Below are 15,631 nucleotides of genomic sequence, written 5' to 3'. Positions count from 1 at the left end.
CCTTAAAAAGGGGGGAACGCAAAAAAGTCCCCCTTTTTAAGGGGGATTTAGGGGGATCAAACGCAGACGAGGCCAACATTTGAACGTTATGTATAAGCAGTAGCCCACGGGGCGAGGGGAGCCGATCCATTTTTCCAGTTCCCTCTCCCCTAGGGAGAGGGCTAGGGTGAGGGCTTTCCGGGATCTGGCTAATTTTGTCAGTCAACCAGGGAGGGTAATTGGCGATCGCGTTCATCAATATAGACCTCGCCCAGTTCTTGTCCCTGCACCGCGATCGCGTCGTAGGTGATTTCCCCCTGAATCGAGAGGCGATCGCCCACCTCCGGGACGGGCTGCTGCGTTAACACCCAAATACTGCCAGACTCGTCTTGCAGTTGATACGCTCCCCCTTGCAAAAACATCGCCCGCTGGGTCACGGTTCCCACGAGGCGCACCGATTGCCCCTGATGATCGGCGTGGATGCGATCAATGGTGGCAGGACTGCCCAAGGGTGGTAGGGTGGCAGGGCAACCTGTGATGCCGAGCATCCCCAGGAATAGTAAAGCAAGTATAAGAAGTTTCGCGTTGGCCATCAGTTTCTCGTACAATCCAAAACTTAAGCTGCTCATTTCTTATCATCCTATGTCGCAGACCCTCGACGGCAAGGCACTCGCCGCAAAACTTCAAGCCACCCTCAAAACCCAAGTCGAAACCATCCAAGCCCAAGGGGGGCGATCGCCGGGGTTAGCCGTGTTGATGGTGGGGGACAATCCCGCCAGTGCGGCCTATGTGCGCAACAAGGAACGGGCCTGCGCCAAGGTAGGAATCACGTCCTTTGGCCGGCATTTCCCCACCACCACCACCCAAGCCGAACTCACCGCCGTCATCCATGCACTGAACGCCGATGAGCGCGTCGATGGCATTCTCGTTCAACTCCCTCTACCGGCTCACCTCGACAGTGTGGCGTTGCTCCATGAAATTGACCCGGATAAAGATGCCGATGGGCTGCACCCGACGAATCTGGGGCGGTTGATCCGGGGTGAAACGGGCCTGCGCAGTTGTACGCCCTATGGGGTGATGGAAGTGTTGAAGGAATACAACATTAATCCGGCGGGGAAACAGGCGGTGATCGTCGGGCGCAGTATTTTAGTGGGGAAACCGATGGCGTTGATGTTGCTCGAAGCCAATGCCACGGTGATGGTGGCCCATTCGCGATCGCAAGACCTCGCCGCCCTCACCCGCAGCGCTGATATTCTCGTCGCCGCCGTCGGGAAACCGAAGATGATCACCGCTGACATGGTGAAGCCGGGAGCCGTGGTGATTGATGTGGGGATTAATCGCGTTGAGAATCCGGAGACGGGCAAGGGCAAGCTCGTCGGCGATGTGGACTATGGCCCCGTAGCGGCGATCGCCAGCGCGATTACGCCGGTTCCCGGTGGGATTGGCCCGATGACGGTGGCGATGTTGCTGCACAATACGGTATGGAGTTATCAGCGGCGGTTTGGGGGGTAGGGGTGAATTGGTATCAACAATGGGCGCGACCGGTGTTTTTTTCCGGAATGCTGGGCGATGCAGAACAGGTGCATCAGCGCAGTCTTGCCGCGATCGCTTGGCTCGATCGCACCCGGTTTATGGGCATTCCCGACAGTATCGCCCGATTCTGTCAGTTCCATGATCCGCGCTTAACCCAAACCCTGTGGGGGATTGAGTTTCCCAATCCGGTGGGGTTGGCGGCGGGGTTTGACAAGGATGGCGAAGGTGCGGGCCTGTGGGATGCCTTTGGGTTCGGGTTTGCAGAGTTGGGAACCGTGACCTATCATCCCCAACCGGGCAACCCGAAGCCGCGCCTCTTTCGCCTCGTGGCGGATGAGGCGGTGTTGAATCGGATGGGGTTCAATAATGCCGGCAGTGCGGCATTACAAACGCGCCTGGCCCAGCGATCGCATCCCTTCCCCATTCCCATCGGGATTAATTTAGGCAAGTCGAAAATTACCCCCCTAGAGGCAGCAGCGGCGGATTATCTAGGGAGTTTCGAGCGGTTGCAAGCATTGGGGGACTATTTTGTCGTGAATGTGAGTTCACCGAATACGCCGGGGCTGCGATCGCTCCAAGCCCGCGACCAACTTGAACCCATTTTCGCCGCCCTCCAAACCGCGAATACAGGCCAAAAACCGATCGTGGTGAAGATTGCGCCGGATCTCGCCGATGGGGATATTCTCGATGTGGTAGCGATCGCGCAACAATACGCCCTCGCCGGGATCATCGCCACCAACACCACAATCCGCCGCGACCTCACCACCACCCACATCGCCCCAACCGGCCAAGCCGTTACCGCCGCAGCCGGGGGGATCAGTGGCCGACCGGTGCGATCGCGCTCCACTGATGTGATCCGCCTCCTCTGGCAGGAAACCCAAGGCACGTTACCGATTATCGGCGTTGGGGGAATTTTCAGCGCCGCCGATGCCTGGGAAAAAATCACCGCCGGGGCCAGCCTCGTCCAACTCTACACCGGCTGGATCTACCAAGGGCCGCTCCTCGTGCGTCAAATCCTCACCGGGCTGCTCGCTCAACTCGATGCCCATAACTTACCCAATCTTGAGGCGGCGATCGGGTCACAACTCCCCCCTCAGTAACCGATCCAGGCATTCAATCCCAGGCGGGGCGGGAAATACTCCCGGCTCCTTCATTCCTGCGCCATTTTGCCGGATACTGAAGGCAACCGGTCAAACTTTGATGACAAGGCATTGATGGCCGTAGTCAGGTTGCTTAGGACAAGGGGATGTCTAGGAACAAGGGGCTTAAGCTCCTTGCCTGTCCTAACGATATCGACTACTGCTATAGCACAAGTCCTCGCACCTCAAGCCATTAAGAATTCTTAAATGTCCATGAGTTGCATCGCCTTTACTCTACCCTTATCATCGATGAAAATAAATTGATCGCAGGTAAGCATTGATTTTGATCAATGCATTGTACCCCCCGTTTTCTGATCACAATGACCCTTGCATTGGACAGACTATGTCCGCTGGTTTTTGGACGTAATTCTCAAGGGGAGTGAGCGATCGCATTTTGCTGAAGTGATTGTATCCCCAGGCTCACTGCATCGGGGGCGATCGCTCCCCAAGACAACTTTTTAACATTGCTCATTTTTCGGATCATTCCACTCGATAACAACTCATGCAACTGACCAATACCATTCACTTTAAAAATGTCCAGGGGGACATTTTCGGAGGGCTAACCGCCGCCGTCATTGCTCTCCCCATGGCCCTCGCCTTCGGGGTTGCCTCCGGGGCCGGTGCTTCCGCCGGTCTCTGGGGTGCGGTGCTCGTCGGCTTCTTCGCTGCCCTCTTTGGCGGAACCCCCACCCTGATTTCCGAACCCACCGGGCCGATGACCGTGGTGATGACCGCCGTGATCGCCCACTTTACCGCCAGTGACCCCGAAAACGGCCTCGCCATGGCCTTCACCGTCGTCATGATGGCGGGTCTGTTCCAAATTCTCTTTGGGTTTTTGCGGCTAGGGCGCTACATCACCCTAATGCCCTACACCGTGATTTCCGGCTTCATGTCGGGGATTGGGATCATCCTGATCATCCTGCAAACCGCTCCTTTCCTCGGCCAAGCTAGCCCGAAAGGGGGGGTCGTCGGCACGATCCGAAACCTGCCGGAACTCCTCGGCAATATTAATCCGTCGGAAACGATCTTGGCTGCGATCGCTGTGGCCTTGCTCTACTTCACCCCCAAAGCCGTGCGCAAAGTCGTGCCCCCGCAATTAATTTCCTTAATTGTCGGCACGGTGGTCGCCTTGATCTTCTTCCATAACGTGGACATCCGCGTCATCGGCGAGATCCCCATGGGACTCCCCAAACTACACGTTCCGGTGTTCAGCGCCAGTGACTTCCGGCTGATGCTTGTGGATTCGCTACTCTTGGCAATGTTGGGCTGTATTGATGCGCTGCTGACTTCCCTGGTGGCCGACAGCTTAACCCGGACTGAACATAATTCCGATAAAGAACTGATTGGGCAAGGCTTAGGAAACTTGATGTCCGGTCTTTTCGGTGGCATTGCCGGAGCCGGGGCAACGATGGGAACCGTGGTCAATATTAAAACCGGGGGACGCACGGCATTGTCTGGCTTGACTCGTGCCCTGATCTTGTTTGTGATTGTGGCGATCGCTGCGCCCTTAGTTGCTCCGATTCCCTTGGCCGTGTTGGCGGGGATTGCGATCAAAGTGGGGATCGATATTGTGGACTGGAGCTTCTTGAAGCGGGCCCACAAAGTTTCGCCCAAAGCCGCCTTCATCATGTACGGCGTGATCCTCTTAACGGTCTTTGTGGACTTGATTGTCGCCGTCGGTGTGGGGGTCTTCGTGGCGAATATTCTCACCATTGAACGCTTGACCAAACTCCAATCCCAACGGGTGAAAACCATCACCGATGCTGATGATGAAATCATCCTGTCACCGACGGAAATGCAAATCCTCGATCGCGCCGAGGGCCGGATTCTTCTGTTCCACCTCAGCGGCCCGATGATCTTTGGGGTTTCAAAAGCGATCGCCCGTGAACACAACGCCATCCAACAGTACGAAAGCCTCGTCCTCGACCTCAGCGATGTGCCGGTATTGGGCGTGACCTCCTCCCTCGCCATTGAAAACGCGATTAACGAAGCGATCGAGCAAGGTCGCCACGTCTTCATCGTCGGTGCTACGGGCAGCATTCAACGCCGCCTCGAAAAACTCGGCATCCTGGACAAAATCCCCACCCATCACCTCGTAATGCAACGCCAAGAAGCCTTAGTGCGAGCCATGGAACTAATCGACATTGATGCGGGTGATGATGTTCTGCAAACCGACGATACTCCCCCAAGCACAACACCGAGCACAACACCGAGCACCGCAACATGATCCAAAATGATCGCCCCAACGTCACCGATTAACGCCAAACTGCGTTAACATCACAACAAAAAAATTACGCCAGATTCGGTCATCATCGTTCAGATTGATGACCGGATTTTTGATCAGGCCACCCATTCCCCCTTGCCAATGCCCATGACCTCATTCTTTCAAGCTCTGCCCAACAGTCCGTTGATTTCCTTCACGCTGTTACTGTTGGTGATTTTGACCATTCCCCCCATCTTTGAACGCTTGCAGTTGCCGGGGTTAGTGGGGTTGTTGGTGGCGGGGGTCTTTTTGGGCCCCGATGGCATCGGCTTGCTCAGCGCCGATAGTGAGACGATGGAACTCCTGGCGGATATTGGCAAGATTTACCTGATGTTTGTGGCGGGTTTAGAGATTGATCTCGCCCAATTTCGCCGCACAAAAAACCGCTCCCTGGGCTTTGGTTTCGCCACGTTTATCATTCCGATGATCGCGGGGATTATCGTGGGGCGTGTTGTGGGGTTGGGCTGGAATGCGTCGATTCTGATTGGGTCTCTCCTGGCCTCCCATACGCTGCTGGGCTATCCGATCGTGAATCGGTTGGGGGTGGTGAATAATGAAGCGGTGACGGTGACGATTGGGGCGACGATTTTCACGGATATTGCGGCGCTGTTGGTGTTGGCGGTCTGTGTGTCGGTGCATGATGGGGATTTTTCGGCGGCGAGTTTAATGGCGCAGTTGGTGGCGTTGGGGGTTTACTCTGCGATCGTTTTGTTTGGGTTTGATTGGGCGGGGAAGGTGTATTTTCGCCGCACGGGGGATGAGCAGAGTAATCAATTTCTCTTTGTGCTGTTGGCGGTGTTTCTGGCTTCGGTGGGGGCGCAAATTGTGAATGTGGATAAAATCGTCGGGGCGTTTTTGGCGGGTTTGGCGGTGAATGATGTGGTGGGCGGTTCGCCGGTGAAGGAAAAGGTGGAGTTTGTGGGGAGTACGCTGTTTATTCCCTTTTTCTTTGTCAATATGGGCTTGTTGTTGAGTCTGTCGAGTTTGGCGATGACCTTGACCTCGGAACTGGCGCTGACGGTGATGATGGTGGGGGGGTTGATTAGCTCGAAGTTTTTGGCGGCGTTGGTGGCGAAGTTGCTCTATCGCTATTCGTGGAATGAGATGATCACGATGTGGTCATTGTCGCTGCCTCAGGTGGCGGCGACGCTGGCGGCGGCGTTGGTGGGGGTGACGGTGGGGGTGATCAATATATCGGTGTTTAATGCGGTGATCGTGATGATGCTGGTGACGGCGATTTTGGGGCCGGTGCTGACGGGGCGGTTTGCGCGATCGCTGACGGTGACCACCACCCTAGAAACGGTGGATCTGTCGGTGTTGAATGAGGAAATGCCGATCGCTCGCCCGGAGCAGTCGGAGCGGTTTACGGTGTTGATCCCCATCTATAACCCCTATACCCAGCGTTATCTGATTGAAATGGGGGCGTTGTTGGCGAACCGTGAGCAGGGGTATATTGTGCCGTTGGCGATCGCGAAAGCCTCGGTGCATATGGATGATCCACAACTGAATGCGATGGTGCAACGCTGCGCTCACCTCCTCGAACGGGCGATCGCGGTCGGCGAAGAATTCAACGTCGCATCTCAGCCCCGGATTCGCATTGATGACGACATTGCCCACGGGATCAGCCGCGCCGCCCGTGAGGCCAACGCGAATTTAATCGTCATGGGCTGGAGTCCCACCACGAGCCTCCAAGCCCGCCTCTTTGGCACTGTGATTGACAATGTGTTTTGGTCGTCCCATTGTCCGGTGGCGGTGATGCGCTTACTGGATGAGCCGGTGAATCTCCATCGGATTTTAGTGCCGGTGAAAAATATCACGCCCCAGGCATTGCAGACGGTGCGGTTTGCCCAATGGTTCGCCGAAACCCACGCCGCGACGATCACGGTGCTCCATGTGTGCGATCGCTTCGCCACCCAGCCAGAAATCGGGCAGTTTCAAGACAAACTCGATCAATTTATCGCCCAATCTGCCACCTCCGTCCCGATCATTCCCAAAATCATTTGCCAAGACAATATTGCCAAGGCGATTTTGCACCAAGCCCAGTCCTACGATCTGGTGCTGCTGCGATCGGTGCGACGGCGGACGGTGGGCGGTTTGGCTGTCAGTGATGTGACCACGGCGGTGCTCTCCAAACTGGACTGCTCCCTGGTTCTGTTTGGTGATACGACGTGGAAACCCAGTGACTTCAATGATGTGGAGGCGAATTTCATGGCTTAGGGTGCGATCGCTCAAACCCTAACCCATTCCCAATGCGGATGCATGATCCAGAATGGTCAACGGCAGCGAGCTAGAAGCTTGCACTACAGGCATAGCCTCTTGCTCCTGTGGCGATCGCCCCAATCAATCAGGCACGGGGCATCATGGGATCGGGAGGGGCGATCGCTGCCATTGCAAGCGGTAAATTGTCCGGATTCCCTTGGGATTCAGAGACGGAGTTCTTGGGACTGGGGAGGAATTTGATAGAATTCGGGTGGAAAATGCAGCCCGAATGGATACAGGATCGATTCTAGGCTGTATTCCAGGATGGATTGCCCAAGGCAAGCAAGACGAATCACTCCACCCTTCCCCCGAAATTCTCACAACAAGTACAGGAGTAGTTATGCGTGCAGTGCTGATGGCAGGTGGTTCGGGAACACGACTGCGCCCCCTCACCTGTGATCTCCCCAAACCGATGGTGCCGATCGTCAATCGTCCCATCGCTGAACATATCATCAACCTGCTCAAGCGGAATGGGATTACCGAAGTCATTGCCACGCTGCACTATCTTCCGGACATCATGCGCGACTATTTCCAGGATGGCAGTGATTTTGGCGTACAAATGACCTACGCGGTGGAAGAAGAGCAACCCCTTGGCACCTCCGGCTGTGTGAAGAATATTGAAGAATTGCTCCACGATACCTTTTTGGTGATCAGCGGTGACAGCCTGACGGATTTTGATCTGCGGGCAGCGATCGCCTTCCACAAAACCAAAAACGCCAAAGCCACCATCATCCTCACCCGCGTCCCCAACCCCATCGAATTCGGCGTTGTCATCACCGACAGCAACCACCGCATCACCCGCTTCCTCGAAAAACCCGCCACCAGCGAAATCTTCTCCGACACCGTCAACACCGGAACCTACATCCTCGAACCCGACGTTCTCCAATACCTCCCCCCCAACGAAGAATCCGACTTCTCCAAAGACCTCTTTCCTCTCCTCCTTGCCGCCGGAGAACCCCTCTACGGCTACATCGCCGAAGGCTACTGGTGTGATGTCGGCCACCTCGATGCCTACCGAGAAGCCCAATACGCCTGTCTCGAAAAACGCCTCACCCTCGACTTCGACTACCCCGAACAGTCCACCGGTCTCTGGGTCGGACAAAACACCTACATTGACTCCTCCGCCCGCATTGAACGCCCCGTCCTCATCGGCCACAACTGCCGCATCGGCCCCCGCGTCCACATCGAAGCCGGAACCATCCTCGGCGACAACATCACCGTCGGAGCCGATGCCAACCTGAAACGCCCGATCATCGCCAACGGAGTGATCATCGGGGAAGAAGCCCACCTCAGAGGCTGCATCATCTCACGAGGCACACGTATCGATCGCCGCGCCCATATCCTGGAAGGGGCCGTCGTTGGGTCTCTTTCCAGCGTCGGCGAAGAAGCCCAGATCAGCCCAGGCGTGCGAGTCTGGCCCAGCAAAAAAATCGAATCCGGAGCCATTCTCAACATCAATCTCATTTGGGGAAATATGGCCCAGCGCAATCTTTTTGGTCAACAGGGCGTTTCCGGTCTCGCCAACATTGACATCACCCCCGAATTCGCCGTCAAACTCGGAGCCGCCTACGGATCAACCCTCAAACCGGGAGCCATGGTCACGGTGTCACGGGATCAACGGGCCATCTCGCGCATGGTGAGCCGATCGCTGATTGCCGGTTTAATGTCCACGGGGGTCGGCGTGCAAAACCTCGAATCCACCGCCATCCCCCTCGCCCGCACGATTATCCCTGCCCAAAATGTGGAAGGGGGCATCCATGTGCGCCTCCATCCCGATCGCCCCGATTCAATTTTGATCGAATTTTTTGACCGCAAAGGGATCAACATTTCCAAAGCCAAAGAGAAAAAAATCGAAGGGGTCTATTTCAAAGAAGACCTGCGCCGGGTGGCGATCTCGGAAATTGGCACGATGAGCTACGCCTCCCAAATGCTCGAAGCCTACAGTCAGAGTTTTGAGCGGCAATTAAACGTTGAAGCGGTGCGCATGAGCCGGGCCAAGGTGGTGATTGACTATGTGTATGCGGTGTCGGGGGCGATTTTGCCGCGTCTGTTGGCGAAATTTGGCTGTGATGCGGTGGTGCTCAACGCGAGCTTGAATCAAACGGCGGTGTCAAACGAGAGCCGCGAAGGGTTGTTAATGCAGTTGGGCCATGTGGTGGAGGCGGTGAAGGCCAATTTTGGCGTGCAGGTGTCGGCTAATGGCGAGCAGTTTATTTTAGTGGACGAGGGGGGGCTGCCGATTCGGGGTGAAACCTTAACGGCGTTGATGGTGGATATGATGTTGACGGCCTATCCGCGTAACAAAATTGTGATGCCGGTGCAGGTGTCGAGTGCAGTCGAACAAATTGCCCGCCGCCACGATGCCCAGGTGATCCGGACGAAGGCGAACCCGACGGCGTTGATGGAAACCTGTCAGGCGAATCAGGGTGTGGTGCTCGGTGGTAGTGGTGAAACGGGGTTTATTTTCCCGCAGTTACATCCGGGGTTTGATGCGATGTTTTGTATTGCCAAGATGATCGAGATGTTGACGGTACAGGAGCGATCGCTCGAACAAATTCGCGCTGAACTGCCGCGAGTTTGGTACAAGTCCTATACGATGCGTTGCCCCTGGACGGTGAAGGGGGCGTTGATGCGGCATTTGGTGGAGACCCATCCGGCGGAGGAGTTGGAGTTAATTGATGGGGTGAAGATTATTAATCGCCAGAATGACAATTGGGTGCTGATTTTGCCCGATGCCGAGGAGCCGATTGTTCATCTGTATGCCAATAGTGAAGACCGGGATTGGGTGGATTTGACCCTGAAGGAGTATCGCCACCGGGTGCAGCAGTTTATTGACCACGAGCAGGGGACGGAGATGATGAAGGTGTGATCGGGGTGATGAATTAGTATTTTTGATCTAATGAGGGGCGATCGCTACGCTACACTGAAGAGAAATGATGCCCATCGCACCGCGCACTCCTAAAATAGGGTGAGGGCGTTTCTCCCTGCTGATCATGTTGAGGATATTATGAACAGTTGTATTTTGATGGCGCAGATTGTCCAAGCTCCGGAACTACGCTACACCCAAGATAATCAGCGTCCGGTGGCTCAAATGTTGGTAGAGTTCCCGGCCTCGCGGGACACTGATCCCCCCAATCGGATTAAGGTGGTGGGCTGGGGCAATCTGGCGACGGAAATTCAAGAGCAGTATCAGGTGGGCGATCGCATCATCATCCAGGGCAACCTCCGCATGAACACCATCGACCGTCCAGACGGGCTGAAGGAAAAACGCGCCGAACTGAACGCCTCCCAAATTTTCAAACAAGACGGTGCGTATGTGGCCAGTGGCAGCGATCGCCCCAGTAACGTCGTGTCGATGGAAAACTACAGCCGCCCCCTCAATAGCCCGCCTCTGTCTAGCCCTGCCCCCGTTGCGCCCCCCGCCCCGCTGCCCAATTCAGAACCGCAACCCCTGTCCAATGACGATCTAGACGATATCCCCTTTTAACTTCGGAGCCTAGCCCCTATGATGACCTTTTTGATCACGGCATTGATCACGACCATTAGTTTAGTGATTATTTCTAACCTGCCCTTGGGAATTGAAATTGACGGCTTTAATAAGGCGTTAATCGCGGGGCTGGTGTTTGGGGTTTTGAATGCGATCGTCGCCCCGATTTTGCTCATTTTGGCGTTGCCCGTCACGTTCTTAACCCTAGGTCTTGCCTCCGGTTTGGTAAAGTTCGTGGTCAATGTGATTATTTTTGCCCTCGCTGCTCAGTTAGTCGAAGGGTTTCGACTGAAAAACGGCATCTGGAGTGCGGCACTCGGCGCACTGATCTTAAGCCTCTCCAATTCCATTATTGGCAACCTGATTCATAGCCTCCTCTAACCCGTAGCCTTAAGACAGGAGCGCGATCGCGTCCCTGTCTCAGGATCGTGTTACGACATACGTTAATCTGCTCGCTCAAGCTGTGCCGCCACCCGTCGGTATACATCCACCGTTTGCAGTTGCCAATTGACAATCCAATATTCCTGCACCCCATAGCGGGAATAGAGTTTCAGTTTGATTTCGGTATCGCGCTGGATATTTTGCGATCCGGCGGAAAGCACTTCGACGACCAATTCCGGCGCAACGATAAAATGCCCGGCTTCATCTAGGCCATGCTCTAAGCGGGCATTGCTGGCCCACACCAGATCGGGGCTCACGGCATCGTAGGGCGAAAAGATTACACCGGGGGTATTGACGGGTTTGCCCAATTTTGTTTGGCGTGACCACAACTCCAACTCAAACTGAAGATTACCGCCTGCATTTTGATGGCGAATATGAGGGGCATGGGTCACGTACAGTTCTCCATCAACGATTTCATAACGCTTCCAGTCGCCATCGTCGGGCATGGCGGTTAAATCGCGGGTAGTCCAGCGGAGGCTAGAGGCGACCATCGGCAAGGGTGAAGGGTTGTGAGTGATGGTACAAGCGTAGCGAAAATTAAAAGTTGTGGCTGGAGAAGTTTCTTTCTAATAGGTCGTTAGCTATAATCAAATTTTAGTTAGAAGGTTTTACTTTATGTCTAAAGTTTGCGCGTATTGCGGTATTGAGGCGGCTATGACTAAAGAGCATATTTGGCCTAAATCACTAATTCAGCGATGGGAATCTAAATTAAAGACTTACAATTCACAAACGGGGAGGTTTTACGCAGGTGAGCCGGTCATCAAAGATGTTTGTAAAAACTGTAATAATGTGCAATTGAGCCAACTAGACCAATATTTAGCTGAAATATATGATGATCAATTAAAAGAGCAGGTACAAGCCGGCAATAGTGTTGTGTTTACATACTCATATGATTTGCTCCTGCGTTCCTTGTTAAAAATATCATTTAACTCATGTCGTGCTACAGGAGATGATAAGATAGCAATTGCTGCTCATCACAAAGTCAAAGATTACATACTAGGGGTAAGCAAAAGACCCAAAGGATTTTCAATTCGACTTCAAATCGTAACTCCTTCAAAACTAATCGGTGAGGCAGGAGAAGTTATAAATAATCAATTTAGCCATAATGGAATGCGATGTGCTAAAATTTCATTCACTGGGACTAAAAACAATAAAGGAATTCAAAATAATAAATTTCAAATCCGTCTTATTGCTATAAAGTCGTTTTGGTTTTATTTGGTTATTCCTATACATAAGTATACTCAACAGGAGAAAAAAAGGTTTATTGAAGAGTTTAAAAGATGGGAGATTCCGCCTGGAGTTCCTATCCAGCCTGCTCATGAAAAAGTTGTTATTCCTGTGGAAAAAACAACGTACATGCACCCTCTTCTCTTTGGCACTTTACTTCTTTCCAAACATTAAGATATAGAATCAATGCTAGAGGTTCACTTCAGATCAAGATTGAAATTGTAAGGTGTATCAAAGTGATTAACTCATGATGCAAAAGATTCAGATTGACGATTGACGCACCATCTTAAATCAGGCACATCGGAATTTACTAACATGCAGAATATTTTCTAAAAATAGAGACTTTGACGAAAATCTTTTTCATAATGACAATTGCTGATGTAAGACACATCTATTTAAATGCATTGTGTTTAATTTATTTTAAATTACTTTCTTCCATAGTATGGATTAATCAGTATTTCTCTATACTGATAATCTCCCAGATGAAACCAAATAATTCCTTTCAAAAATCTAGTTTCTGGCAATTCAAATACCGAATTGTTCCAGTCATATCCTTCATGTACTGATTGCATTGTTTTTCGATCAATATTAATTTTGTAACCATCTGACAAAGATGCTGGAACCACAAAATCATTGGCAATGATGTGGTTGTTCAGCTCTATGACGGCAAAATTTTCTCTCTCCTTTTGAAATTGTTTTTGTTTATTTGCTTTATTCAAGAGCTTTTGCCTTACTGATGAAAATGCTTCTTGTGTGTGAGTTTTTATATCGGCACTCCCTTCTTCCGGGAGATTAGGCATTATGCAAAAAATTTCAAGGTAATACTTTGAGCCATCACAGCGTTCAACTATAACATCACATTCATCAGCTTCAAGGAATATGGAAGACACTAATCCTTCATACATTGGTCGAAGATAACTATGATATACAATTATCTCTGACACAATAGATTCACATTCTTTCCAATTCTTCTGTTGGGCTTTTATCCTTTTTGAAAAAGACGCTGCATGAGTTTTTTGATATTGATGAATTTCATTCAAATAATTAATAATGCTCAAATAATTTCGACAAGGATTGAAAAAACGTTTTTGTCTACCGTGGTAATATCTTTCTCGATAACGCTGCATATATTCTGTTTTAAGTAAGGAAGAGTCGTAAAACGATTCCTCTGCAAAATCCACTTCATCATTCACTATGATCATCATTTTTAATTCTCAAAACTTATAGCTAAAAAAGTATGATGGAAAGGTTTATCTATTGTAGCAGAGCAATAAATTCTCACAAGTTTTCAATGAACATTAACCTTATTTTGGAGCGCAAGAGTCGCCAAGGAACCAGTGCCTTGAGGGGGGCGACGGAAATCATAACCATAACCGCTCAACAGCGTAGGCATCAAAAGCAGAATCGGCGGTGATGATAGATAAGGAGCGGTTCATTGCCTGAGCAATTAAGATACGATCAAACGGATCACGGTGATGAAGGGGAAGACACAAATAAGTTTCTGTATCCGCAAATGTGATCGGTAAAATTTCAATTGAAAGACTTTTCAGTAATTCCTCAAGGTCATGAAATGAGTTATCAAGTTTGAGCTTTTCCAGCCCTAGCTTGATGGCAATTTCCCAAAGGCTAGCAATACTAAAGTAGAGAGTATTTTCAGTATCTTCTAAAGTTGTTGCGACATTTTGAATCAGTTTATCACTCGCTTGGATATACCAAATAAGAGCATGAGTATCAATTAGGTAATTCACGACATATATTCCTGAAAGTCATCTAGGGGAGCATCAAAGTCATCGGCAATCCAGACCTTACCTTGCCAAACGCCTAGACCACCACGTTTTTTTGACATTGTTTTTGGCAAAGTTTCAATCGAGTTATCACCTTGATCAGTAATGCGGTTTACTAAAAATTCTGTGTACAGAAATACAGCCTGTTTCATTGAATAAGGCAGTTTTTTGAGGTTGTTGAGAATCGATATTTCTAGTGTCATAATTTTGCTATTCTCCTATTGATGTGGAATCTGCTTAAGTCAGATTGTGCAAGTCTCTAAGTGGTGTAATGGTGAAAAAATTTTCGCCCCTACGCAAATCAAAAAACAGCCGAATTTCATATTTTTGTCATTCAAGGTAATCACGTTTTGATTGTCATCGGGAGTGAATGAATAAGAGGCTGTTTAAAAAGAAAGATTAAGAAGGTGCGAGAGAACGCAGCATCAGGTGAATCATCACTGCATAGATTCCTGACTCGGACACCTCCGGTAATAACTCGTAGTCCTTGCTCAATCGGTGGTAGAGATTAAACCAAGCAAAAGTCCGCTCTACCACCCAACGCTTCGCCACTACCTCAAACTCTTTCTTGAGATTTTCACGAATTTCTACCCCTGCCTGCATTAGTAACCAAACGCACAGGCGAAACTTGTCCCCTCGATATCCCGCGTCGGCAAGCACCGTATGCAGTCTCTCTACAATTTCGGGATATTGCTCTCGCCACGCCATCAAGCCATAGGCGGCACCAACTCGCTCTTGGCCATTGGCTTCGGTGACGATGACCTTCATAATCTGACCAAGAGAATCGACGATGAGATGACGCTTACGTCCTTTGACTTTCTTGCCACCGTCAAAGCCGTAGACTTCCCGCTTTTTTCCGTCGTCTTGACGGATTGAGAATCAATGGCTACCAACGAAGGTAAGGCATAGAATTTCAACGTGCTCTACTCTTTCTACGATGCCAGGTCTCTTTTTGGATGACTCCACTTCCTTTACATTTCTTTTTACACAACCTCTTAGGGGTGAATCGTGCCATCGGCAAGGGTCGCCCCGCAAAGATTAGCATCGTCAAAACAGGCGCGATCGCACCGGGCCCCGGTTAAATTTGCGCCGCTGAGATTGGCCCCGCTGAAGTTGGTGTCTTGGAGATTGGCCTCGGTGAGGTTCGCCCCCATTAAATTCGTATGTTGCAAATCCGCCCCGCTCAAGTTCGCCCCGGCTAAATTCAAAGTCGCCAGATACAGCCCACTCAACAACGTCCCCTGCAAATCCACCCCCGGCGCGATCAGATAGGCCCCGGCGGCGATCGCATCATACTCCGGCGGAAATTGAGTGCGACAATTGCATAGTGCGCCCTTGAACACCACATCCTCAAGGATGGTATCCCTCAAATCCGCTTCTTGACATACTCCCCCGTTAATTGCTAAAGCAATCTAACGGGGGATTCTTAGATTCACACCTAAGAGTTTCTGCTTCACAGATTGGTAACTAGGCAAAGCCCCCGTCCCATCATCTCCACAGACATTTTCAGATACGCCAT

At 51.4% G+C, this 15,631-nt stretch carries 14 protein-coding genes and 1 pseudogene; 8 read left to right on the top strand and 7 right to left on the bottom strand.

Going from position 1 to position 15,631, the window contains the following annotated elements; all coding sequences use genetic code 11:
• Window positions 1-197: 197 nt before the first annotated feature.
• On the bottom strand, window positions 198-488 hold the full coding sequence (locus PN477_RS07065; RefSeq protein WP_272147108.1) for a hypothetical protein: 291 nt from the start codon (window positions 486-488) through the stop codon (window positions 198-200).
• A gap of 133 nt (window positions 489-621) precedes the next feature.
• Here PN477_RS07065 and folD point away from each other — a divergent pair, with 133 nt between their 5' ends.
• The 7 genes from folD to PN477_RS07030 all read left to right on the top strand — a co-directional run bounded on the left by folD (window position 622) and on the right by PN477_RS07030 (window position 11,041).
• Window positions 622-1,491 (top strand): bifunctional methylenetetrahydrofolate dehydrogenase/methenyltetrahydrofolate cyclohydrolase FolD, encoded by an 870-nt coding sequence (gene folD, locus PN477_RS07060; protein WP_272115734.1) that lies wholly within the window; start codon window positions 622-624, stop codon window positions 1,489-1,491.
• 2 nt (window positions 1,492-1,493) lie between these two features.
• A complete protein-coding gene (locus tag PN477_RS07055; RefSeq protein WP_417158770.1) occupies window positions 1,494-2,612 on the top strand; it encodes a quinone-dependent dihydroorotate dehydrogenase in 1,119 nt (372 codons plus the stop codon).
• A 541-nt stretch (window positions 2,613-3,153) separates the two neighbouring features.
• The gene (gene bicA / locus PN477_RS07050; RefSeq protein ID WP_272115732.1) at window positions 3,154-4,878 is read left to right on the top strand and encodes a bicarbonate transporter BicA; all 1,725 of its coding nucleotides are present in this window, start codon (window positions 3,154-3,156) and stop codon (window positions 4,876-4,878) included.
• Window positions 4,879-5,022: 144 nt separating this feature from the next.
• Complete coding sequence (locus PN477_RS07045; protein WP_272115731.1) at window positions 5,023-7,131, top strand: cation:proton antiporter domain-containing protein; 2,109 nt, start codon at window positions 5,023-5,025, stop codon at window positions 7,129-7,131.
• Window positions 7,132-7,513: 382 nt separating this feature from the next.
• Window positions 7,514-10,042 carry a mannose-1-phosphate guanyltransferase gene (locus PN477_RS07040; RefSeq protein WP_272115730.1) on the top strand — a complete coding sequence of 843 codons (2,529 nt, stop codon included), beginning with the start codon at window positions 7,514-7,516 and terminating at the stop codon, window positions 10,040-10,042.
• 138 nt (window positions 10,043-10,180) lie between these two features.
• Window positions 10,181-10,660, top strand: a complete 480-nt coding sequence (locus tag PN477_RS07035) for a single-stranded DNA-binding protein (protein ID WP_272115729.1) — start codon at window positions 10,181-10,183, stop codon at window positions 10,658-10,660.
• 18 nt (window positions 10,661-10,678) lie between these two features.
• Window positions 10,679-11,041, top strand: a complete 363-nt coding sequence (locus PN477_RS07030) for a phage holin family protein (protein WP_272115728.1) — start codon at window positions 10,679-10,681, stop codon at window positions 11,039-11,041.
• A 62-nt stretch (window positions 11,042-11,103) separates the two neighbouring features.
• Here the strand turns inward: PN477_RS07030 and PN477_RS07025 are convergent, their stop codons facing one another.
• Window positions 11,104-11,592 (bottom strand): Uma2 family endonuclease, encoded by a 489-nt coding sequence (locus PN477_RS07025; RefSeq protein ID WP_272115727.1) that lies wholly within the window; start codon window positions 11,590-11,592, stop codon window positions 11,104-11,106.
• A gap of 124 nt (window positions 11,593-11,716) precedes the next feature.
• Between PN477_RS07025 and PN477_RS07020 the strand changes: the two genes are divergently transcribed.
• Window positions 11,717-12,502, top strand: a complete 786-nt coding sequence (locus PN477_RS07020; protein WP_272115726.1) for a hypothetical protein — start codon at window positions 11,717-11,719, stop codon at window positions 12,500-12,502.
• A 251-nt stretch (window positions 12,503-12,753) separates the two neighbouring features.
• Here the strand turns inward: PN477_RS07020 and PN477_RS07015 are convergent, their stop codons facing one another.
• From PN477_RS07015 to PN477_RS06995, 5 genes and pseudogenes are all read right to left on the bottom strand, one after another.
• On the bottom strand, window positions 12,754-13,533 hold the full coding sequence (locus tag PN477_RS07015) for a hypothetical protein (RefSeq protein ID WP_272115725.1): 780 nt from the start codon (window positions 13,531-13,533) through the stop codon (window positions 12,754-12,756).
• A 156-nt stretch (window positions 13,534-13,689) separates the two neighbouring features.
• On the bottom strand, window positions 13,690-14,076 hold the full coding sequence (locus PN477_RS07010; RefSeq protein ID WP_272115724.1) for a type II toxin-antitoxin system VapC family toxin: 387 nt from the start codon (window positions 14,074-14,076) through the stop codon (window positions 13,690-13,692).
• Complete coding sequence (gene vapB / locus PN477_RS07005; protein ID WP_272115723.1) at window positions 14,073-14,315, bottom strand: type II toxin-antitoxin system VapB family antitoxin; 243 nt, start codon at window positions 14,313-14,315, stop codon at window positions 14,073-14,075. The genes PN477_RS07010 and vapB overlap by 4 nt, the downstream gene beginning before the upstream one ends.
• Window positions 14,316-14,511: 196 nt before the next feature.
• Window positions 14,512-15,011: pseudogene (locus PN477_RS07000) on the bottom strand (transposase); the annotation flags it as partial.
• A gap of 96 nt (window positions 15,012-15,107) precedes the next feature.
• On the bottom strand, window positions 15,108-15,482 hold the full coding sequence (locus tag PN477_RS06995) for a pentapeptide repeat-containing protein (protein WP_272115722.1): 375 nt from the start codon (window positions 15,480-15,482) through the stop codon (window positions 15,108-15,110).
• Window positions 15,483-15,631 lie beyond the last annotated feature (149 nt).

The organism is Spirulina subsalsa CS-330 (assembly GCF_028330765.1).
Classification (GTDB): Bacteria; Cyanobacteriota; Cyanobacteriia; order Cyanobacteriales; family Spirulinaceae; genus Spirulina; species Spirulina subsalsa_A.
The sequence above is the reverse complement of the archived record's forward strand: the minus strand, read 5'-3'. Positions and strand labels throughout refer to the sequence as shown.